At 39.2% G+C, this 21,272-nt stretch carries 22 protein-coding genes; 16 read left to right on the forward strand and 6 right to left on the reverse strand.

Annotated features, from left to right (window positions below; genetic code table 11):
• Nucleotides 1–112: 112 nt before the first annotated feature.
• Nucleotides 113–673, forward strand: a complete 561-nt coding sequence (locus FD724_RS37685) for a hypothetical protein (RefSeq protein WP_179076697.1) — start codon at nt 113–115, stop codon at nt 671–673.
• A 687-nt stretch (nt 674–1,360) separates the two neighbouring features.
• Here FD724_RS37685 and FD724_RS37690 read toward each other — a convergent pair.
• Both FD724_RS37690 and FD724_RS37695 read right to left on the reverse strand, forming a co-directional pair.
• The gene (locus FD724_RS37690) at nt 1,361–2,032 is read right to left on the reverse strand and encodes a sigma-70 family RNA polymerase sigma factor (RefSeq protein WP_179076735.1); all 672 of its coding nucleotides are present in this window, start codon (nt 2,030–2,032) and stop codon (nt 1,361–1,363) included.
• 352 nt (nt 2,033–2,384) lie between these two features.
• A complete protein-coding gene (locus FD724_RS37695) occupies nt 2,385–3,020 on the reverse strand; it encodes an RNA polymerase sigma factor (RefSeq protein WP_179076698.1) in 636 nt (211 codons plus the stop codon).
• A gap of 446 nt (nt 3,021–3,466) precedes the next feature.
• Here FD724_RS37695 and FD724_RS37700 point away from each other — a divergent pair, with 446 nt between their 5' ends.
• Entirely contained in the window at nt 3,467–3,817 is a 351-nt protein-coding gene (locus tag FD724_RS37700; RefSeq protein WP_179076699.1) for a DUF5674 family protein, read from the forward strand.
• Nucleotides 3,798–4,157, forward strand: a complete 360-nt coding sequence (locus FD724_RS37705) for a hypothetical protein (RefSeq protein WP_179076700.1) — start codon at nt 3,798–3,800, stop codon at nt 4,155–4,157. The genes FD724_RS37700 and FD724_RS37705 overlap by 20 nt, the downstream gene beginning before the upstream one ends.
• Nucleotides 4,158–4,216: 59 nt before the next feature.
• Here FD724_RS37705 and FD724_RS37710 read toward each other — a convergent pair whose 3' ends face one another.
• Both FD724_RS37710 and FD724_RS41485 read right to left on the reverse strand, forming a co-directional pair.
• Nucleotides 4,217–4,981, reverse strand: coding sequence for a hypothetical protein (locus FD724_RS37710; RefSeq protein WP_179076701.1), 765 nt, complete (start codon nt 4,979–4,981; stop codon nt 4,217–4,219).
• Nucleotides 4,982–5,239: 258 nt separating this feature from the next.
• Nucleotides 5,240–5,362 (reverse strand): hypothetical protein, encoded by a 123-nt coding sequence (locus tag FD724_RS41485; RefSeq protein ID WP_256874762.1) that lies wholly within the window; start codon nt 5,360–5,362, stop codon nt 5,240–5,242.
• A 93-nt stretch (nt 5,363–5,455) separates the two neighbouring features.
• Here FD724_RS41485 and FD724_RS37715 point away from each other — a divergent pair, with 93 nt between their 5' ends.
• The 7 genes from FD724_RS37715 (at nt 5,456) to FD724_RS37745 (ending at nt 15,460) form a co-directional block, all read left to right on the forward strand.
• The gene (locus FD724_RS37715; protein WP_179076702.1) at nt 5,456–7,861 is read left to right on the forward strand and encodes an exonuclease domain-containing protein; all 2,406 of its coding nucleotides are present in this window, start codon (nt 5,456–5,458) and stop codon (nt 7,859–7,861) included.
• Between the two features lie 30 nt (nt 7,862–7,891).
• Nucleotides 7,892–8,554, forward strand: a complete 663-nt coding sequence (locus FD724_RS37720) for a DUF262 domain-containing protein (protein WP_179076703.1) — start codon at nt 7,892–7,894, stop codon at nt 8,552–8,554.
• An 83-nt stretch (nt 8,555–8,637) separates the two neighbouring features.
• On the forward strand, nt 8,638–9,885 hold the full coding sequence (locus tag FD724_RS37725; RefSeq protein ID WP_372726555.1) for an ISL3 family transposase: 1,248 nt from the start codon (nt 8,638–8,640) through the stop codon (nt 9,883–9,885).
• 77 nt (nt 9,886–9,962) lie between these two features.
• Nucleotides 9,963–11,651, forward strand: a complete 1,689-nt coding sequence (locus tag FD724_RS37730; RefSeq protein WP_256874763.1) for a DUF1524 domain-containing protein — start codon at nt 9,963–9,965, stop codon at nt 11,649–11,651.
• Between the two features lie 50 nt (nt 11,652–11,701).
• Complete coding sequence (locus FD724_RS37735; RefSeq protein ID WP_179076704.1) at nt 11,702–13,138, forward strand: transglutaminase domain-containing protein; 1,437 nt, start codon at nt 11,702–11,704, stop codon at nt 13,136–13,138.
• An 83-nt stretch (nt 13,139–13,221) separates the two neighbouring features.
• Nucleotides 13,222–13,974, forward strand: a complete 753-nt coding sequence (locus FD724_RS37740; protein ID WP_179076705.1) for a CPBP family intramembrane glutamic endopeptidase — start codon at nt 13,222–13,224, stop codon at nt 13,972–13,974.
• A 463-nt stretch (nt 13,975–14,437) separates the two neighbouring features.
• A complete protein-coding gene (locus FD724_RS37745) occupies nt 14,438–15,460 on the forward strand; it encodes an HNH endonuclease (RefSeq protein WP_179076706.1) in 1,023 nt (340 codons plus the stop codon).
• A 67-nt stretch (nt 15,461–15,527) separates the two neighbouring features.
• Here the strand turns inward: FD724_RS37745 and FD724_RS37750 are convergent, their stop codons facing one another.
• Together FD724_RS37750 and FD724_RS37755 are read right to left on the reverse strand one after the other, a co-directional pair.
• Nucleotides 15,528–15,743, reverse strand: a complete 216-nt coding sequence (locus tag FD724_RS37750; RefSeq protein WP_179076707.1) for a hypothetical protein — start codon at nt 15,741–15,743, stop codon at nt 15,528–15,530.
• A 384-nt stretch (nt 15,744–16,127) separates the two neighbouring features.
• Entirely contained in the window at nt 16,128–16,991 is an 864-nt protein-coding gene (locus FD724_RS37755; protein ID WP_179076738.1) for a TauD/TfdA family dioxygenase, read from the reverse strand.
• A 115-nt stretch (nt 16,992–17,106) separates the two neighbouring features.
• On the opposite strand from FD724_RS37755, the gene FD724_RS37760 reads away from it, so the two are divergent.
• The 6 genes from FD724_RS37760 to FD724_RS37785 all read left to right on the forward strand — a co-directional run.
• Nucleotides 17,107–17,514, forward strand: coding sequence for a hypothetical protein (locus FD724_RS37760; RefSeq protein WP_179076708.1), 408 nt, complete (start codon nt 17,107–17,109; stop codon nt 17,512–17,514).
• A gap of 44 nt (nt 17,515–17,558) precedes the next feature.
• Entirely contained in the window at nt 17,559–17,738 is a 180-nt protein-coding gene (locus FD724_RS37765) for a hypothetical protein (RefSeq protein ID WP_179076709.1), read from the forward strand.
• A gap of 150 nt (nt 17,739–17,888) precedes the next feature.
• Complete coding sequence (locus FD724_RS37770; RefSeq protein ID WP_179076710.1) at nt 17,889–18,641, forward strand: DNA-binding response regulator; 753 nt, start codon at nt 17,889–17,891, stop codon at nt 18,639–18,641.
• A 606-nt stretch (nt 18,642–19,247) separates the two neighbouring features.
• Entirely contained in the window at nt 19,248–19,982 is a 735-nt protein-coding gene (locus FD724_RS37775; protein ID WP_256874764.1) for a bifunctional 2-polyprenyl-6-hydroxyphenol methylase/3-demethylubiquinol 3-O-methyltransferase UbiG, read from the forward strand.
• A 251-nt stretch (nt 19,983–20,233) separates the two neighbouring features.
• Nucleotides 20,234–20,707 (forward strand): hypothetical protein, encoded by a 474-nt coding sequence (locus FD724_RS37780; RefSeq protein WP_179076711.1) that lies wholly within the window; start codon nt 20,234–20,236, stop codon nt 20,705–20,707.
• Nucleotides 20,708–20,947: 240 nt separating this feature from the next.
• Nucleotides 20,948–21,272 (forward strand): hypothetical protein (locus FD724_RS37785; protein WP_218651561.1); only part of this gene is annotated, 325 nt, incomplete at its 3' end.

Here is a 21,272-nt window from a genome sequence, read left to right on the forward strand (position 1 = left end):
AAGGATCTTGATGAAAAAATAGGCTAAATTAAAAAACGCCAAAACCCTTGCTATTAAAGGATTCTTATACTTTAGATGCGTTTGCCCTGAGCTTAACTTAGACCGTTCGCTAATGCGTCTATTATATAAACTTCTGGAAGAGGAAGAAAAATTAATAGGAAATAGTTTAAAATGTCTCTCAACTGATGTAACTTCTAGAAAATCTGAGGAATTAAGTAATTCCTTAGATTTTACGATTTTATTTGAATATGATCCAAAAATTGAATATGAAAATCTGGAAGAGATGAACTCTTTCTCTATTGCAGCGAGAGAATTGGAGCTTGCATTGGAACGAACTAAAATAGTAGATAATAATCTATATATAGTTATTGTTGAAAATAAAAATAGGCTATTTCCTACATTTGATAATTTTGAGTCTATGAAAAAATGGTGGATAGAGAACGGGACACGTTGTATAGAAGAGTTTAGAACTATCCTTATAGAATATAGAGATATTGGACATGATTGGAAGTTTAATAAGGCGGAAACAGATTCTTTGTGGGAATATTCTGATCTTAATAAATTTTTAATAGACTGTCTACAAAGCAGTTGTTTAATAAGTGAGCAACTTAGGCAAGAAATTGTGAATACACTATGGCTACCGATTTGCAAAATTAAATCAGGAAATCTATAATTTAACTCTTTATATAGCCTTTTATATCTTTAGTATGGAAGGGATAAAAGTACCAAACACCTACTAGTTGGACGAAGTGCGAAGTGTGCCAAATTCTTGCTAATGAGACTTATACGAAAAACACAAGGTTATGGTTGAGTCATGAGTTTAGGGGCAATGAAGCAATCACTTTGTTCAGTCAAGCCAATTTACAATTCGTACACCAGGAATCTGTCTAACTCTGCAAATAAGGTGCGATCGCATCAGTAGGTTACGGGAAAACGAGAACTTGGAAGAAGCTGCCCGTGCTGTGCTGAAGCACTTGGGGGAAGTGAAGCGACCATATTTAAGTGCGGTAGAGGAGAAGTTGTTGAGTGTGATAGAGAAAGAGTACGGTGTTACAGATTAAAGTAACGCAAGTCCAGCCGATAAATACATTCTCAAGCGGTTACTAAATCGATTTGAGGAGTCGCAGGAAGAGAAAGCGCATGTCAGAGAAATGTTGCAAAAGTTGAATGTAACATGAATTAACTTGGTGTAATCTCAAGAAAATTTTCTTTGGGGACAGACACAAGAGAAAAGCAGACGAGTCTTGTGTAACTAGCCGCTTTTTAATTTAAATCTCAAATAGAGAAAAATTATATTTTGTGAATGTTATTTAACCAGTCTTAGCAATATAGCTGGTGAAAAAGAAATCCTCTAGCACTTTTATAAAAAGCCCTCCAACTCAGCAAATTTACGTAAACGCGGTAAACAATGACGTTGATAAAAACTGCTCAATGTCGGAATTGATAACCCAAAATCCTCTGACAACTCTTTCCAACTAACTTCTGGGGGTAGACGTTTGAGAATTAACACCTGACAATTAACATCTGGGCGGCCTTTAATACAAGTACGGCGTAGTTCACCTTCAGAGTCTGTCTTAGCCCATATCTCTAAGTCTTCTAAAATGGGAGGTGCTTGAGGAGTAGCAGGCAGGTTATCTACAGGGTCAATGGTTTGGCTTATTCCATCCGATGTAGACTGACGAATTCCCAGAGGGACTGTTGTGGCTCGTTCCAAATTCTGATTCAGGTAAAAGTCTTGTAGCCTGCGTTTCAGGTAAGCATTCAACCAGGTGATGACAGTGCCATAAGTGGGGTCATAGGTTTGCCCAGTTAAACCTTCACAGATATTGCGACAGAAATACAACCAAGTTTGTTGCAGTGCATCTTGATAGTAAGGAGTGCTTTCTCTCCATAGTTTATTGGAGGTCAAACGAATAATTTGTGTCAGTAGTTTCTGACGCTGGGGGCTTCCAGGTTGGTATCTACAAGCTTGTGTAACTAAGCATTTTAGCTGTTCATCTAGTTTTGGCTTTACTAGGTTGTGATGGGATATATCCTGAATTTCCTGATTTATCGTTAGCAAACAGTTGTTAACCTCTATACCCGTATTAACATCTATTGTTTCTAAAGAATTTTGGGATTCTTTATCGGTTTCAAAAGTAACAAATAAGTGATTGTTGAGTGAATCACTGACTCTTTCACTTTCTATAATTGGTATTAATTGCTCTTGTTCGTAATAGGCTAGATTGATTTCCACAATAATCTGTTCTAACTCAGGATCATCCAGGGCTGCTTCCATAACTTGAGCAACATTGTCTATATTCCCTTGGTCAAGTGCTAAGATATAGCGATGAATTGCTTCTTCACGAGAAGTAAAGTTTTGGTTGTGACTGTTTTCGTACATTTTATTTGCCCTTTTCAAGTTCCGGCATCTTGAGTGCGTAGGCTTGACGCAACCGCACAATCGCTCGGTGTAAGCGTACCCAAGCTGTTCCTTCTTTAATATTTAAGGCTGAAGCTAATGATTTACCTTTTAGTCCTTCAACAAAGGCCAATCTAAGTACTTCTCGCTCATTGTCTTCAACTAAGTAGAGTAGTTCTTCTAAAATAAGCCGACCATAAGGGTCTCTTGGTTCAGGTAAATGGTGTAAAAATTCAAACATTTCTGCTTCGGAAATGGATTCAAAACCAAGTTTCTGAATTCTTTGACGAACTTGGGGAGTATCTGTAATCGGCGTAATGTATTGAGATTCATAGTCCTGCTGTCGTCGTCTTTTTCGCATCACATTGAGAGCTATACCGAGCAGCCAGGGTAGTGCTGGACGATTAATGTCGTAATTGTGTGATTTTTCAAGAGCAATTACGATAGTGTCTTGTAAAATTTCTTTAACTAGTGTCTCGGCTTGAGTGCGCTCTTTTACAAAACCAAACTTCCAAATGTAAACTTGGATACCTGTTAAAAGTTCTTGATAACGCTGTTCAATAACTTTCCTGAGTAATTGTTGGTTCGATTCTTCATCTTCTAGACTATGACTGTTCAACGTACCCTCCTAAATATCATCCTAGAAAGATAATTCTTAGAAAGGTTACAAATCCTTTGTGAGCCACAGAAATTTATGAAACTGCACATTCAATATTCCGTCCAAAAATATTGCTCCTATTATTTAATTGCCAAAAGAACAGCAAATCCTTACAAGCTCCCGGAAAATAAATAATATAGCTGGCATTGCTTCCTTGGCGATTCTCGTCTGTGATGCATCAGTTAAGTATTTAGTATAGTAATACACCTTGTAGAAATCAGTGCAAAAGTTGTTGGAGTCGTTGGGGAAGCTGAATCGTGCTTATTTGACGGATTTGGAAGAGAAAGTGTTGAGTCTTCTGGAGTTGGAAATCATACCATAATGCTGCAAGTGATTAATTTTGGGATTCAAGGGATTCTACAAAGTAGAATTTTGACTTGTGCATTTATACAGGTAGGGGTGAGATTTTGGTACTGATTATTAGGGAAAGAGCAACTCTCGAACAAGTGGAGTTAATGCTGCAAACTTTGCGAGTTTACATTAAAGTGGCAGTAGATATAGAAAGAGGGATTTTAGCTGGAGGAGGAGAGAAACACGCTTTCTGTGAAGCAGCATTGCTCGAAGACGGTAGTAGACAGCGAGATATCTGGGGTGCGGATTGGACTCCCTTTGACCAATCGATAGCTTATGAATCGATTATTAACATTCGCCCCAGCCAAAATAATCGCTCAATGTTAATTCAAGACCCAGCGATTCAAGAACGTGTTAAAAAAATAACTCAGGAGTTAATTGGTGGATATGAACCAGAATTTAGATGAAAAACAAGCACGGTTTCAAGGCGAAAATACATCACATCGCTTAGGGCATATAGCTTCTAATTTAGCTAGGCTGAGAACATTTTGTGACACTGCTTACCCTGAAGCGGTCAAAAGTGTTGCAGATGAAACTATGTGTTTTATCGAATGGACGGCAGCAGAAATTGAGCCTGAATATGCTGAAGAACTGGTTAACATTCAAGTTCAACTGGCACGATGGAGATTAACTTTTGATAGTATTTGGTCTGATGGTAGCGAACGGAAAAAAATGTCTGAACAATCTAGTGCTTGGTCAGAACGGATATTAGATATGTCAGGATTGCTGTCTGAATCAATAGCGTAGTAACTACATCTGGGTATGCTGGAATTTTAGATAGAACTTTGATGGCTAATTAATTTATATTAAGTACGATTTCCCAGTTTAAAGAAATTACGAATTTTCAACATAAATGGCGTTGGATTATCCGAATTTTTAGCATCTTTGTTTGAAGCTAGTGACTGCTTTTTTAATGGATCTACAAAATTTGTAATGGAAGCATTAATTTGATTAGATGTTATTTTTTGATTTAATTCAGTATCAGAAATTATATTTTGGGTTAAATCGGGAATAGGAGCCTTAATTTGATTCAACAATATTTCTCGATTTTCTTGAATATCTAATGCATCACAAACCCGTTCAATATTCCAATATCTTATTCCCATCTCATAACCGTGACGGCGCTCTTTCATAGTCGGCGAGGTATCAATCAATTTAACTTTAGGATTGCTTTGTGCCCAATTTAAAGCTTTCGGCATAATACAAAAACCATCTTCAATCCATACAATGCGATGTTGCCAGTCTCGGCTATGCCAGCGTGCTGCTAAATACTTATCGCTTGCATCTGGAAATAATTTCAGTGCTTCTTCTTTTTCAAACTCTTCAAAGGAATAAGCGACAGGCCAAAGGCGGGTTTTTGACCATTTATTCCACACCTGTGATTGCAATCCCCAAGAAGAAATCCACATTGGATGAATCCAGCTACAGCTATTTATTATCTGCAAGAATTCTTTTGCTCCAGGAACAGGGTATCCCGTCTCATTTTTGAAAATATGTTCGGGTACTTTATCATTTTCTTGAACCTCGATTACACCATTAATATCAAGAAAAAGCAATATTGGTTCAGTCATAATTAATTTTTAAAAAATATGTTTTCCAATAAAACCGCTTAAGATTAGGTAAATTAAAGAAAGCCTGATATTGGCTGACTAGAGAAGATGATAAATTTATAGTACCCAGGTTGTGTGAATGACTAACACAAACAAATAATTTAAAGTAAAATGGCTTTTTGAAAATGTAAGCTTATGCCTGTAGCTAATACTCCAACAACTAGTAGAGCAATGGCTCAATTCAGAACTTTATCGATCGCATTGCCTAAGACTATATATTCATGGCTTCACTAGCCAGCAAAACTGACACCAGTAATACTTACTATCTTCAATCAGATATACACCACCAATACTTGCAGTTATTGTTGGATAAGTATAAATAACCAGTTTATGTGCTGACATCTGTTTACCGCTACTTATTTTATTGCTATAAATTATACCCGTTTTTAACTACTTGTGTTAATTTTGCTATAGCTTACTCGTAGTCAGGGTTATATGGACTTTGTAGTTTTAGATACTGAGGGGAAACCGGAATTAAGTGAATTGGCGATTGTGGATAGTCAGGGACGGTTGATCTATGAAGGGTTTTCTAGTGATTATCCCAACCACAACAAGAATCTGCCTAACCTTAAAAGTCTCAAAACTCTGCTCACAGAGTTTCTGAGCCTTGTCCAAGGGAAGAAAATAGTCTGCCACTATGCCTTGCATGATATTGAGATACTTCAGTCCAGTTTTCGCCGAGTTGGTCTTTTTTGCCCCAAACTAGAATACGAGTGTACTTGGGAAAAAGCAAAAAGTGTTTGGCCAGAGCTAGAAAGCCATTCCCTAGAACACCTAAGTAAACATTTTAATTTGCAGGTAAATAAGCGCTACTTTATTCGAGATATGGCTCATGCTGCTCGATATGATGCCCCGTTTACTTACCAGCTTTATCGTCAGATGATGATTGAGCAATTAAAACAAAAGCCCAATCCATTTAGTGCTAGTCGGGTTGATACTCCGTTTCAGACTCACCCTGATTATTTTGCCACTTACCGCCAAGAATATCTTACTCTTGAGTCAATTTTGGCTGACATCAAACTAGATTCCAATCGCCAGAGTAAAGGAGTCGTAGTTATTGGAGAGCCGGGGACTGGTAAAACCCACTTGATGATGAGACTAGCCAATGAGCGACTAGCCAATAATCGACTGTTATTTATCCGTCAACCAAACCATCCCAAAGCAGTGCTGCATCACATCTACAGCCGCATTTTGGAGTCCCTAGTACAGTCGGTTGGTTCTGCTACTCAATTGGACTACCTGATTATCAATAGCTTTTATAAAATTCTCAGTTTCCGAGTTACATCTCAGAAAGACCAAGAAATTATTAAAGCCCTACAAGATAAAAATTTAGATGCGCTTGGAGCAGAAGGAACTGGGCGCAGACGAGATTACTGGCAACAGATTGAAAAACGAATCAACGAGTGGTGGGCGGGTCATTATTCTTCTGGAGGTTTTGCTCTTGCTATTCTCAAGGGAATTGTTAAGTATTGTAGTTATACCGACCCACGACGCAAAGATATTACTACCCGTTGGTTAGCTGCCAATATTTTATCTAAAGAAGAGGCAGAATTAGTTGGTTTGCCAAATTGGGGAGAAGACCTCAGTCAAGAAGCCTTTTCTTTGGAAGCAATTTCAGTTTTGGCTAAACTATCTATCTTGGATGAACCCTTAATTATCGTCTTCGATCAGCTAGAAGGATTGGGGCTTTCACATAACCGAGAAATCTTACTGAATTTTGGGGAAGCTATCAAGGAAATTTTTACTCACGTTCCTAACAGTTTAATAATTCTCAATATGTTTCCAGATCGATGGGAACAGTTTCAAGCTAGCTTTGATAACTCAATTATTGGTCGAGTCTCGCAGTACCAGATTTATCTACGTCAGCCAGATGAAACAGAACTTGAAGCGATTCTGCGGGTAAAGCTTCAGGCGCTTGATATTCCTCTAGAAATATTATTTAGCTCTGAAGATTTGGAAGATATTCTTGGACAAAAGCCAATTAGAGGGGTATTAAACCGAGCAGCAGACTATTATAACTACAGGGTTCGTCAAATTCCTCTAGCATCTGTCAAAGAAAACCTGCATAAGCTTGATAGTAAAGAACAGCTAGAGCAACAGCTAAGAATTCTACAGCAACAACAGCAAAAACTAACCGAAGCATTTCTAGATTTGGTTCAAGCGATACAGGAACCAGGGTCGTCAGTTGATTTAACAAAATTGCGTCAGCAGTTTCTTCCTGAACCTCCTAAGCTTCAACTACATACCTCAGATAACATTATTGAGTATTTAACTCGAAAGAAGGCTGAACTTGAGCAGCAGTATAGTAACCTTCCGATCATTTCTGATTATGATGACATGGGTAAACTAAAAACTATTGCTGAAGCTTTTAACCATATAAAGCCAATTAGACTAACTCAATATCGTTTGGGAAAGCGAGCTTTACCAGAACATCTTGTGGTTGAGACTGGTAATAAAAATTATGTAATGGGGTTTCTGCAAGTTGACCCAAGTACTTCGTCTTTTACTAGCCGAATCACTAATTTCAATGAGCTAGTAAGCCTGCATCCTCATGACCGTTTTGGTTTATTTCGAGATGAGCGATTAACTGAAGTCAAGGGTAAAGTAGGAAAAGAGAGAATAACTCAACTGAATAATTCCCTGAATGGAAAGTTTAAGCCGTTCGCCAAGGACGATAGAATTGCTTTGGATTTGACCTATCAGACAATTATTGACATTCAAAATAGGGATTTGGATGTTGATTTGGAATCAGTTTTAAAAGTATTTATCACTTATAAAGAATGGCATCACTGGCTGTTCAGTATGTTTGAACTGGGTAAATCTTTTGCAAAAGCAGCATAAGTATTATAAGTTGTCTAGAAAAAACAAATTATGAATATTACAACTATCCTTGACCAAATCGATCTCGGCAGCATTGCACTCCCAGAGTTCCAACGTGGTTACGTATGGAATCGTGACCAAGTGCGTGGATTGATGAATTCGCTATATCGCAGACATCCCATTGGTAGTTTATTAGTGTGGCAAACTAAAACCGAACAAGCAATTGACCATGCTCGTGGCGATGGTAAACTTTCCACTGGCACAGTTAAACTGCTACTAGATGGGCAACAGCGCATTACCTCCTTCTATGGAATTGTGCGGGGTAGACCGCCTCAGTTTTTTGATGGCAATGTGCAAGCTTTCACTGGTTTGTATTTCAACTTGGAAGATGAAATATTTGAATTTTACGCTCCCGTCAAAATGAAGGATAACCCCTTATGGGTAAATGTGACTGAATTGATGCAGCAAGGAGTAGGAGTTTTCATTGGGCATTTGCTCAAAATTCCAGAGCTTAGTCTGAATTTGACTACTTACATTAATGCTTTAAATAAACTAGAAGGCATCAAAAATATCAATTTGCATATCGAAGAAGTCACTGGTGAAGATAAAACAGTTGATGTTGTTGTAGAGATTTTGGTTCTTCAGTACTTACTATGCCAAATTATTAGCTATATCCGTAAAATAAGATTAAGAATTGCATTAAAATTTTGCTAACCGCATTGCAATCATTGACACATAAGGAATATTTGTTATTAGCTGTAAATACTATCAGATTATTTTTTGGAAGATTTACAGCTATGGTTCATAAAAATGATATAAAAATCCTCACAGAAATTCTTGATTTAGACGACATAAAAGTAATATCACATCGTCTTCATGAGGGGATTGGAATAATTTTACAAACTGAATCGAAAAAACTAGATGCTACTTGTCCTAAGTGTGGCACAAAAAGCCATAATTTACATCAAAATCATCGACATATTGTTAAAGACTTACCCTTTGGAGAGAAGCCAGTATTTTTAGAAATAAATAGGCGACAATTCAAATGTAGAAAATGTCAAAAGCCATTTAGTGAATATCTAGATTTTGTGAGGAAGAAAAGAACTTATACAAAACGGCTTGCACACAAAACCATACAAGAAGTTTTAGAAAATGACATACACAGCGTAGCATCAAAAGGTATCGTTACAACAGAAGAGATAGAACGTATGTTAAAAGATGCATCTGAGGATTTACCCAATTTAAAACCTTTGAATTTAAAAAGACTTGGACTTGATGAGATAGCTCTGATTAAAGGCAAGGGGAATTACTGTGCAGTATTAGTAGATTTAGATACATCTAAACTAATTGCGATTTTAAGCGGTCGCACACAAGAAATAATCAAGAAAACCCTTATGGAATGGGGCACTAAGCTGTTAGAGCAAATAAAAGAGGTAAGTATAGATTTGTGGCGAGGGTATAAAAACCTAGTGTTAGAATTAATGCCGAATGCTCAAGTAGTAGCAGATAGATTTCATGTAATGACACAGATAAATAAAGAATTAGATACACAAAGAAAAAGAGAAAAACGAAATATAGAAGATTTAATTAAGAAAGAAAAATTAGCGGCAAAAAAAGATGAATACGAAGATATATTGCTCGCATTAAAAAATAGTAAATATCCCTTACTTAAGAATGAAGATAACTTAAATGAGGAACAAGCTAATAAGCTTATCCAAGTTAAAAATGTATCTCCTGTCTTAAAAGTAATGCATGAACTAAAAGAAAAGATTAGAAAAATTTTTAATAAGACAAATGATTGGTATGCGGGAGTGTTTAAACTAGGTATGTGGTTATCGAGAGCTAAAAAATATTTTCCCAATAGCAACAACACTATTATTCGTTGGTATGATGAAATTATTGCTTACTTTGATAATGGTACAAATAGTGGTATGGTTGAGGGAATTAATAATAAGCTTAAACTGATTAAACGTTCTGGCTATGGATTTAGAAATTTTGAAAACTTTAGAATTAGATGCTTATTAAATTGGCATTTTATTTATTAGTTTGGCATAACAAGTACTGAAGAGCCGAGATTTTTAACACTGTTAATAGCGGAGGAACCAAACTATCCAAAGGTGATTTGGCACTAGCAAAAGTTTGCGCTCAATGGCCAGATGCCCGTAGTGAACTCAAAGCGCGTCTAGCAAAATGGAATAAAGCAGGTTTTGACTTTCGTTTGGAGTGGTTGCTGAGGTGCATCAATGCAGTTATTACCGGAGAGGCAATGTTTTCCGCACTCAAAGATGTTAAGACTGCGACGTTTCAAGACGGGCTATACAAGGCAGAAAAAGCTATTGATACCCTGCTCAACCTCATTTCTGGGCGTTTGGGACTTGACCACAATCGGGTACTCGGTGGTATTTACGCTTTTCCTCTCATGGTGCGTTACCTTGTTGCGCGTGGCGGACATCTTAGAGATCACACAGAGCGCGACAAGTTACTCTACTGGTATGTACATACTTTATTGTGGGGACGGTACGCAGGGTCAACTGAGAGCGTTCTAGCCCAAGATTTACACGTATTGGAATCTGAAGATAATCCGCTAGACCAACTTATCACCAACCTACGGCAAAATCGCGGAGACTTAGAAATTAAAGCTATTGACTTTCAAGGTTGGGGTATGGGGGCAAGGTTTTACCCATTAGTTTATATGCTCACTCGCGTGCATCAAGCACAAGATTGGGATAGTGGCATCGAACTATCCAAACATCTTCTCGGTAAACATTGCTATTTGCAAGTCCATCATATTTTTCCGAAATCGCTACTTTCCAAAGCTGGATATCCCAAATCTGAAGTTAACGCGATCGCTAACCTGACATTTCTAACCCAAGAAACCAACCTCAAAGTCTCAAACCGACACCCTTTGGAGTATTTCGAGGCATTCGAGCAAACCCAACCGGGTGCGATCGCAACGCACTGGATACCGATGGAACGCAGTTTGTGGCAAATTGAAAACTACCGTGATTTCTTAACCGCACGTCGTGAACTTTTAGCTCAAGCTGCTAATAAATTTTTGAATAGCTTACTCACCGGGGATATTCCAGAACCAAAAGCGACAGCTTCTGTTTTAGAAGAAGAAGCGGAAAGTTCTACTGCGGTTGTACCACTGGCTGAGGAACGAGTTCTGGAAGAATGTAATGTATGGGTGCAAGAGCAGGGATTACCGATTGGTGAATGGATGTACGAAATTGCTGATTCGACAGGAACAGTGAGTACAGTACTGGATTTAGCATGGCCCAATGGTTTGCAATCCGGGAAAAGTCAACCAGTTGCCCTGATAATTGATGCAGATCAAGAAATAGAAGAGGCTGCAAATCGTCTTGGTTATCTCTATTTTTCCGACATAGACAGATTCAAAAGCTATGTTATTCAAGAGGTCTTAGCTGTTGATTTTCCGACAGTAGACGATTACAAGCAAGCCTTTATAGCTATCAGCAGCCAACTGACGGATAGCCATAAACTTATGCTCAAAGCTCACTATCATTCACCTGGAAAAATTATCACTGCAACTGAGTTAGCAGAGGCGGCTGGATATGAGCATTTTGGCGGTGCAAATCTCCAATACGCCAGAATCGCAGAACTGATTGCAAATTACTTAAATTATTCGCCACGTCAACATGACGATAGTGGTAAACCGTTCTGGTCACTAATGTTAGCTTCTGGGTACTGGAAAACCTTAGAAAACCCTGAAATTACTAGTCAACGAGAATGGCATTGGCAATTACGGGAGCAGGTTAGTCAAGCTTTAGAAGATTTAGGTTGGGTATAAGCCAGGTATAAATCTTTCTAATTTAGTTACTCTCTGGAACGTAAATCTATATGGCTATTCTTTTCCAACTTATCGGTAGATTAATCAAGTGGACTGCGATCGCTATTATCTACCTCACACCTGTTCTAGGTGTTTGGTTAGCATCTTCCCTAGCTGCTTACAATAACCGTTCTACTTCTTTAGCCGTACTAGCAGGGGTGTTTCTCTTTCCCATTTTACCTATGCTCTGGGAACTACGGGCACAAAGCAAGGGCAGTCGGAGCAAAGAGCGCATTTTGACTTGGGGCGATCGCCTGACCCTCAGAACTCTTGTAATCAACTTTGTGGCGATCGCTGCTTTATTAGTATGGCAACCGCGTTTGAGTTTTATAGCTCTCTCAACGCGAGGCGACTGGATGCTGGGTGACTTGCAAGGGCAACCTGCACAGTTAATTCGACAGAATTTATTCAAGCTGGCAAATGGTTTGGAAGGAATGTATCTCAGCTTCAATAAAAATCCTTTTGAACGGTACGATGACGGCAGTAGTAGCAAAGTCCAACCACAACCCCAAACCGACCGAGATCCTTTTGAGAATTTAAAACAGCCAGATACTGCCAAACCACAGCCGAATAATACCAATGGTTGGACGTGGCAAGGTATGGGAATACATCCCGCAGTTGCCAATATGCCCAGCAGTGTAGAGACAAGCATCGCATCAGTTGCTCAGTATATTGTTAATAAGGAATCAGATCCGGTACAGCGAATAAAAGCTCTCCATGATTACGTTGCAGATCGAATTGCATACGATGCTGAATCTTATTTTGCAGGGCAATATCCACCACAAGATGCCGAAACTGTATTTAGAACTCGTAAGTCTGTGTGTGCCGGCTATGCAAAATTATTAGAAGCATTGGGTAAAGCGGCTGGAGAAGAAATCATTTATGTCGTAGGAGATGCACGGACTCAAACCAGCGACCTTAGCGGTCAAGGTCACGCGTGGAATGCAGCAAGAGTAAAAGGACAATGGTACTTAATTGATGCTACTTGGGATAGCGGTTATGTTGATCGCTCTTCAGGCTTTACAAAAAACTACCGTACTGAATACTTAATGCCCCCACCAGAAGTTATGGTGATCAGCCATTTTCCAAAAGATCCTGTTTGGCAGCTGTTATCAAATCCATTACCGCTTGGTGAGTTTTTGCGCCAGCCGATGATGAAACCAAAGTTTTTTGCTGATGGCTTGCAACTTGTCAGCCCTGTACGATCGCAGACGAATGTAAGTGATGAAGCAAAATTAGTATTGGCAAATCCTAAGAATGTTTGGTTATTAGCCAGTTACAACTCAAAAGGTGGAGGCAACTCCCAATCCTGTGGTCGCGCGGTACAAGGCAATCAAGTTACGTGTAAGCTCCCTGCTTCCGGTTCCTATGAAATGCGGTTATTTACCTCTACTGAAAGCCAGGGTGAATTTAATTATGTAGGGCAATTAGAGTTTAACAAGTCGTGAGAAAAAATTTTAAACATTAAAAATTAAGCTAAAAAATATATGAGTAATACTGAGTTTCATCCTCAACCCAATAACAGATAATCGTGAAAACTGAATTACCTCCATTTAGTAATTGTGTTATATTTTTTGTACTTTTCTTAAGTATGGTGTATTTGTATAGCAGCATAGCTCAAAGGAAATTAATTAAAAAGCAACAAAAAGTAGAAAGACCAAAATCTAGTTTTGGCTTTTACATTCTATGGAATCAAATTTCGTTAATTTCCTTTTTTTTCATAACTTATATTCTAGGATGGGATGCACCCTCAGTTGGTTTAAAACTTGAAATATTACCAGTATTTTCCTTAATGATTGGCTTGGGTTTCTATTGTATATTTGTGTTGCTTTTAAATAAAATTCTAAATCTTTTGAGAGTCAGTCAAATTGTGGAAGATGATGCTTATCTTGTTTCTGTAAGGCTTATGCCACGCCAAAAACTTCAGAAAGTATTATTTATGATTGCCGTATGTATATTAAATCCAATAACAGAAGAGTTGATATTCCGGGGAGTACTAGTACATCAATTAAGTCTATATACAAATAATTATTACTTGGCAATTATTTTGGGATTATTTGTAAGTGTTGGGAATCATATCTATCAAGGAAGGCTACATATTATTACGCATACTGTTTTTTATATTTTCACTGTGACATTGCTTTATTCAGATGTAGGACTTATTGGGTCTATAGGTTTTCACTTAGCAGGAGATATTTACCCGTTCATGTGGCTTAAATATCAGGTTAATAACTATAAAAAGCGAAGAAGGGAGAAACGCAGGGCTAAATATGTTTCCAATTAGAATATTAAACACTCTTTTTATACAATATCGCTAGCTTATAAAATATCAATTTTAAACCAATAAGAATTTTACTCACATCAGGCGAAGCAAAAAGGTTAGAAAAGTTGTTATTCGAGAGTTAATTCGCTATTTGCCGACTGAAGAGACATCAAATGCAGATTCAACCCTTTGATAAGTAACACTCGCTTTTTTGTTCAATTCAAGCACAGAATACCAAAGCTAAAAACTGGCTCATATAATGCTGATTGCTGTATCAATAAAAAATATACCTAAATAGTTAATAAAACAGCTAAACTAGCTCCATAGTTCAATTTCTAAGCTAGCACAACCTAAATTTATAAATTCCTTACTATCTCTTTAAATATCCCTCTGGAAGTTCATGATTAATGCTGATGTGGTTCTTAGCTTTGAGGGGAGAAGCTGAACTAAATACTAAATTATCAAAACAACAGTTTACTAAAACATGGATTTCATCAACCAAGCACGAAATTTGGCGGATACGCTCAAAGATAAAGCGCAAGAAGCAGCAAATAATACCGCGAAAGGGATAGAAGAAGTAGTTGATGGAATCAAAAATACTACTGTAGAGATTACTACCTCAAGTATTAATGTAGTTACTAATCTACCTGCAACAGCACAGCAGGGTTTTCAAGCTGTACAAAATATCAGTAAAGCATTTGAAACAACTGCTATTGGTGTGAGTACTTCGAGTCTGTCCATAGCTGAAGCATTGCAAAAGCTGCCTTCGACTGCGGCGGAATTAGCCGTAGAAATGCCCAAGATTGCCAATAGATTCAGGTATCGTGCTGGTCTGAGAACTGGGGATTTACCTCGCTCTGATACAGATGTCATGAAGCTGTTTGAGAAAATTCCTGGTACATCAAAGCTAGGAGCTAACGAACGGACTATCCGTGAATTCTTGAGCGATAAACATGGGAGCCATATCATTCCACGCTCTCAAGGTGGCTCAAACGGTGCTGACAACATCCTGTGGGAAGTGGGCGCTGATAATCTCCGTCGCGGAGCCGAAGTTATGACTGTTGGGGAGCAGTTTTATGTTCGGGTTTACAATGCCGTAGATTCTATTGTCAGCAATTCAGGAACAATTGCTAAGTTGGGGATCACTGCTACAGGAACCGCTATTCTTACCCAAGTTATAGTCACAGCGATTTCATACTCCTTGGATCTTTATCGGGGCGACATTACTGTTGAAGAGTATAAAAATTTAATTGTAGAAGCTGCAAAAGCAGCAGGTATTGCGACACCGATTGTTTTTCTGATCTTAGTAGCTGTATTAGCCTTATTTCCAGAATTTACAGTTGTATTATCTGCACCAGTCGTTATCGCAGGTTTCAATGCCTTATTTGGCATGAGTATTGCGATGCCGATAGTACAATCGCTACTCCGTCATGCTCAAGCTGGTGGTTTTGGCACAGAAACTGCTGATGTTTGCAGAAATGCTCTTGGTGGTTCTGCGCCTACTTGAAATCTGCGACAAATTTTAACTGGAGTGCTGGTTTTAGCTTCAAGGCTAGTTTCGTTTGTCTTGACAGCTAATCATACGTAAATAACTGAACATTGTTACAATCTCTACATTTCCGTGTCCGCAGCTTTTCGCCTTCCCCCCACCCAGCCCCATCAGTACGGAAATACACCCACTGACTTACTGATTCTCCAACGGTACGACCCCAAACAAAATTTTGTGAACCGCAGATAGGACATGGCGTTTCTTGTGGGCTAAGGTCTTTGTGATTCGGTTGGTTGTTCATCAGCTTCTCCCGATAAATTCTGAGTGCAATCTTCAGCAGCTATTGGGCCAAAGTGCGTAGGCGTAGCCCGCCGTAGGCATCGCGATCGCTTGAGATTGAATTACCGATTTTCCCCAACTGAGTGATAATTCTATTTCCAGCAATCATCACTGTAAAAGACTTTCTGTTGTCCGTTGGGTAAAATCTCGCGCACCATCCGTTTCTAACACGCCATCTGTCAACAATGCTGTAAGTGATTAATTGTGGGATTCAAGGGATTCTACTTGGTAGAATTTGGACTTGATAGCATAAACTAATTACCCCGCAAGGGGAGACAATACCGGGATTAATTGAGGGCTAGAATTCTTTTGTTGACCCCGCCAAACCCCGCAATTGTCTCCAACTTCAGCTATTGGCCATAACAGCAACACGGAGAGCAATCCGCTTATATTTGTTTGGATTGTAGGGCATACCTGTATGCATAACTTGGGAGTTATCCCAAAACACAATATCTCCAGGTTGCCAAATATGGGCATAAACAGGTGTACAGTCCAGAATCTCCTGAAACAACTCCTGCCAATAGTGTTTAGCAGCTTCTGGTTCGTTTTCTAGACCTTTGAGAATCGAAGTGTCAGAACCCAAATATAAACAATAGCGCCCAGTTACTTTGTGAGTTGAGACAATTGGATGTAATTTCCGAGGAATCTCTACCCCTGGCTGTGGGGAGATAGGTGACAGGTGATACATCGACAGTAGTTTTAATTGCTGCTGATGTTGGGGAGCGAGATTGTGGTAGGCTTCCCCCATGTCGAGAAAGAGAGTGGTGTGGGGCTGTCCATCCGTTCCTTCGTCCGGGATGGACACCCCATAAAGCATCACGACATAGAGGGCATTCATATCCAGTCCCTGTGTTTTAGGGAGATGGTCTTTATCGTGATGCCATTGCCAAGCAACTTTGCCGACCACCTCATCAGAAAGCCCCTTGGGATTACCTAAAATGGAGACTCCAGGACTCTGTAAGTCTGGAGCGATTTCGGGATCTAGAGGCTTGGGGCGACGACCGAGGGTTGAGTCACCAAACGTCTGGATGGCAAAGTCTTTCAACTGGGATGCCGTCAGTTTTTGCTTTGTGACAACAATAACCCCGTGTTCCCAGAGAGATTGCTTCAATTCCTCAACTTGTTGGTCTGTTATGGATGCAAGATTACAATCTCGTAGAACTTCCTTGCCCAGTCTTGAATGCTGCTCTACGGTCAACAATTTCTTCATCTTAAGTAAATACCGTTTGATAATATTATTCACCTCAAGTTTCGTGCTTTATGCAAAAAACGAATAATCTTGAAGCTGGCATTACTAATTTATATAGTGTTGATGTAACCTGAGCATGACTTCAATCACCGGAACAATTACAATTAACGTGCATGGTAGCGATAATGACCAGTATGTTTGTCAATTATCATCTTCTGTTGACCAGTCCACAGATGAAATTCGTTGCTGTGGTCAAACCAAAGAACACGCTATAGCTATTGCATTAGAGCAGTTAGCCAGTAAATATCGTCAGATTGCCGAAGAGAGCCAAAACCAAGATTGGCTTGCAGTAGAGCGTTCTGAGTCAGGAGAAGTAATACAAAAGCATTATCACGTGATTTTACATTATGAACGGATTGGGATAGCAGAGTCTAAATTTGAAGCAATGCAGGACACGCTGCTGGGAAATACCGTAGTTGAAAATGCCAAAGTTACTTTGATTGAGATTGATGCAAACTTATCTGTCTCGCCCTTAACTGAATGATGTGCTAAATAATTCCAATGAATGGCAAGTAGGAGAAAACAGTAATGCAAAGTATCAAATTGCGTTCTCACGTAGGGTCTAATGGGATCTTAAATTTAGAAATTCCTGTGGGGATAAGGGACAAAGAAATAGAAGTGACAGTAACCTATCAACAGCTAGAACCATCAGCACCCCAAAAACACCCTAGAGCGGTAAAACTTGCTAGAGGTAGGTTGGAAGTATAGTATACTCTATTTGATATTTTCTAAGAGGCATACGTAATTAAGCCTTTAGTCTCACCTCTCCAGTTAATTTTGCTGTTCTAGATTAAACTAATATAATCTTGCTGTGGTTTAATATTTCTGCTCCCGGTTGTTTGTAGAAAGTAGTAATTTATGACAGGAACGCAACAACAAGAAATAATGGAATTACGGGCATTGAATTTAACACCCAAACAAATAGCCCGAAAATTGGGTATTAAAGTGTCAGATGTCAATGCAGCGATTCAAAATCAAGCACAGCAAACCACATTAGATAGATTGACAAAAGGAGAGCTAGACCCTGTATATCAGTGTTTAGCAAGCGAGAGTCTTATCCAATTGTTACCAAAAATCCCACCAGAAAACAGCATCAAAAATCTGCTGGCAAAAATCCTACCTGTAAAAAACAATGACGATATCGATCGCGGTTTAGGATTAGTAGTTATTGCAAGAGCTGCTCGATACAATCAAATCACGGTCTGTAGCTACCTTTTAGATATATGGTGCTTGGGCGTTAAAGATACCATATCACCACGTACAGTAGACAGGATAAAATTTAAAGAATTTACAGAATCACTATTCGAGCCATTTCCCGGAAAACCGCAAGAAGTTCCCCTTGAAGTTGCCCAAGGGATGATATTTAGTGCTTGCGAATATGCAGAAAGCTTAGGGTTTCAACCACACAAAGACTTTTCTAAATCGCGTTCGCACATCGGAGAATGGGATGGGAGTATACGTATTGAATGTGGTCGTGACGGGAAACCATTTTATGTGAATGGCCCCCACGATAACCCGAAAAAAATCATGGAAACATTGAAGAGAAGTAGGGGGGAAGGTAATTTTGATTTTCTGATTGGTTCAGAGCCTATTGAAAAGAATTTTTGGTAGACGCAATTAATTTGATTATTCTATTGCGTCATTACGATGTTATCCAGGTTTGGAACACTCAGCGCAGTGAATAATTTCAGTTGCCCTGTGAGACTTTGGTATTGCAAGTACACCATTAGGTTGCAGCACTGTAAAAGCTTGGTCAAAAATTTTGAAATTCACAGTAATATGTTTTCTAGAAAACTCCAGTTTTCAAGCTGGATGAGGTTTAGATAAATTCTCATGCAATTGCAACCGAAACAAGTTAATACAAACAAGCAACGCCTTGAATGCGTGATTTGTCATTATCATCTTGATGCAAATGATAAATCTGCATTTTTTACGTTCCCTTGTAATGTTAGAGCCGAATGGCACTAAGAAAAGGGAAAATCGTTGAGGCAGCAGGGGTGCAGAGGAGCAGAGGAGCAGGGGAGAAAGAAGAAGTTTTAGGTATACGAACGGATATTTAAAAATTCCCCTCTGCACCCTTGCCTCCCTTCCCATCTGCAATCTTTACGCTGCATACTTTTCAGCTTAACTTAGTGCCATTCTGTTAGAGCCTTTATAGGCGAAAAGTTTAAGGTTTGGAGATGTCCGCACTGTAAGACGATTCATTGTCTAGATACGGTGGATCTCGACCATTACTATGCAAAATACCCTCTTTCTCAAGCTAAATTAACACAGGGATATCGATCTTTGTGTAGCAATGTATATCGTCAGTTGACTAAACATGGGTTTTCTAAAACTCACTCTTTGCTCGATTATGGCTGTGGTGGCAACGGTCTGTTTGTACAATATTTTCGGGAACGCGGCTTTACCAACTCTTACGGTTATGATCCTTATGCATCAAAGGATAGCTTCGGCAATCCGGTAGTTCTTGGGCATGGGCAATTTGATTACATTTTGCTTCATGAGGTCATTGAACACGTTGAAGACCCTAATGCATTATTAAGCCAGTTAAACAGCCTGTTGTCTTCTAAGGGTTATATTTTAATCACTACACCTAACGCTGCTAATATTGACCTAAACCGACCCAACTTACCCGATCATTATAACCCTGTGCATGTCCCGTACCACCTTCATATATACACGCATGAAATCCTCGAATTTTTAGGCACTAGTCAGGGATGGGAGCTTGTAGATTTCTATAATCGCAGATATGGCGATACACGCAGGTTCGGTTTTAATGTTCGAGCTTGGAACGCTTACGTAAGTCTCTTTGATGGCTCATTGGACGTTCTTCTTGAGCCGCTCCAAATAGCGAAAGCATTGACCTCTTATAAATTTCTTTTTTACGCTATTTTCGGCTATTGGGTAAGTCTTCATTGTGGGATGGCTATCATGTTCCGCAAAGGCGTTTAATCAAGCGACACCGGACAGCCCGTCGTAGACATCGCTCTCAAAGCAAAGCGTAGCCAATCGATTTTCTCTCTTACTGCCGAAAGTTCTGCTGATGTGGGGCGTTGGTAGGAAATCTGGCGTGAAGATTCCTTTTGTGTTAGAAAAGCTACTGTTCAGGGAAAACTTAAAACAAGACCCTGTGCTGAATAAACTAAGAGGATTCATATTACAAATTATCGAGGTTTTATTCTTAGTCAGTAACCTCAATCAAGATGAAAGTATTACCCGACGATAGCTTTACGATTTTGACACCTGATGCCCTGCCTATAGTTCTGCAACGGCTGAATGCACAAGTTGAACCGACAAAAGTATTTAGATTCTCTAAGAAACACCTCCCTTATCAAGGAACCATTTCGGAATCAGGGTTTCAAATCAGTCGCATAATTCACTATCGTAACTCGTTTTTACCAGTGATTCGAGGACGCTTTGAAGTAGAATCTCACCAAACCTTGATTCATGTACAAATGAGGATACATCCTTTTGTGATGGCATTTTTAGGATTCTGGTTTTTACTCTGGTATGGTGCAGTCATTCCTATAGCGTTGACAGGGGCTATGCCTAATTATATGGTTGCACTATTTGTAGGAATGCCTATATTGATGCTGATTATATTTGGTGTAGCTTTTTGGTCAGAAGCAAATCGCAGCCGTCGTGAATTGGCTCAAATTCTTGAGGGGCAAGTATAGTTAACCTATTTCAAGATGAAGTCACACAAGACTAACTGTACTCCCTGGCTGGCTAATCAGTATATTTAAGCTTATCGATTAACGATTTTGGTAGGATTCAAGCTTTCAAATCTATTCTTATATACCGATAAGACAGTCAGGGCCAAAGCCCCTCTTGGGCGGAAGTATGGATAGAGCCGGGAACAGTCTGAAACAGTGGAGTCTGAAATAGTGGAGTCTGAAATAGTGGAGTCTGAAATAGTGGAGTCTGAAATAGTGGAGTCTGAAACAGTGGAGGCTGAAACAGTGGAATCTGAAACAGTGGAGGCTGAAACAGTGGAGGCTGAAACAGTGGAACCTGAAACAGTGGAACCTATACCCCATAATCTGTTTGCGATCAATTCAACTACCTACCGAAAAGAGAACAGAGCTGATGTTAGACAACTGGTTGAGCAAAAAACAGATATGGTTGCTGCGTGGTGTAGCGATTATAATTTTTTTGATACAAGTCGGAGCATATTTGTGGAGCAGTTACCGAGCAACGAATATCTGCAAGTTGTCGCAGCCTCATTCCCAGTATTGCGAT

Source organism: Nostoc sp. C057 (genome assembly GCF_013393925.1).
GTDB classification, from domain to species: Bacteria; Cyanobacteriota; Cyanobacteriia; order Cyanobacteriales; family Nostocaceae; genus Nostoc; species Nostoc muscorum_A.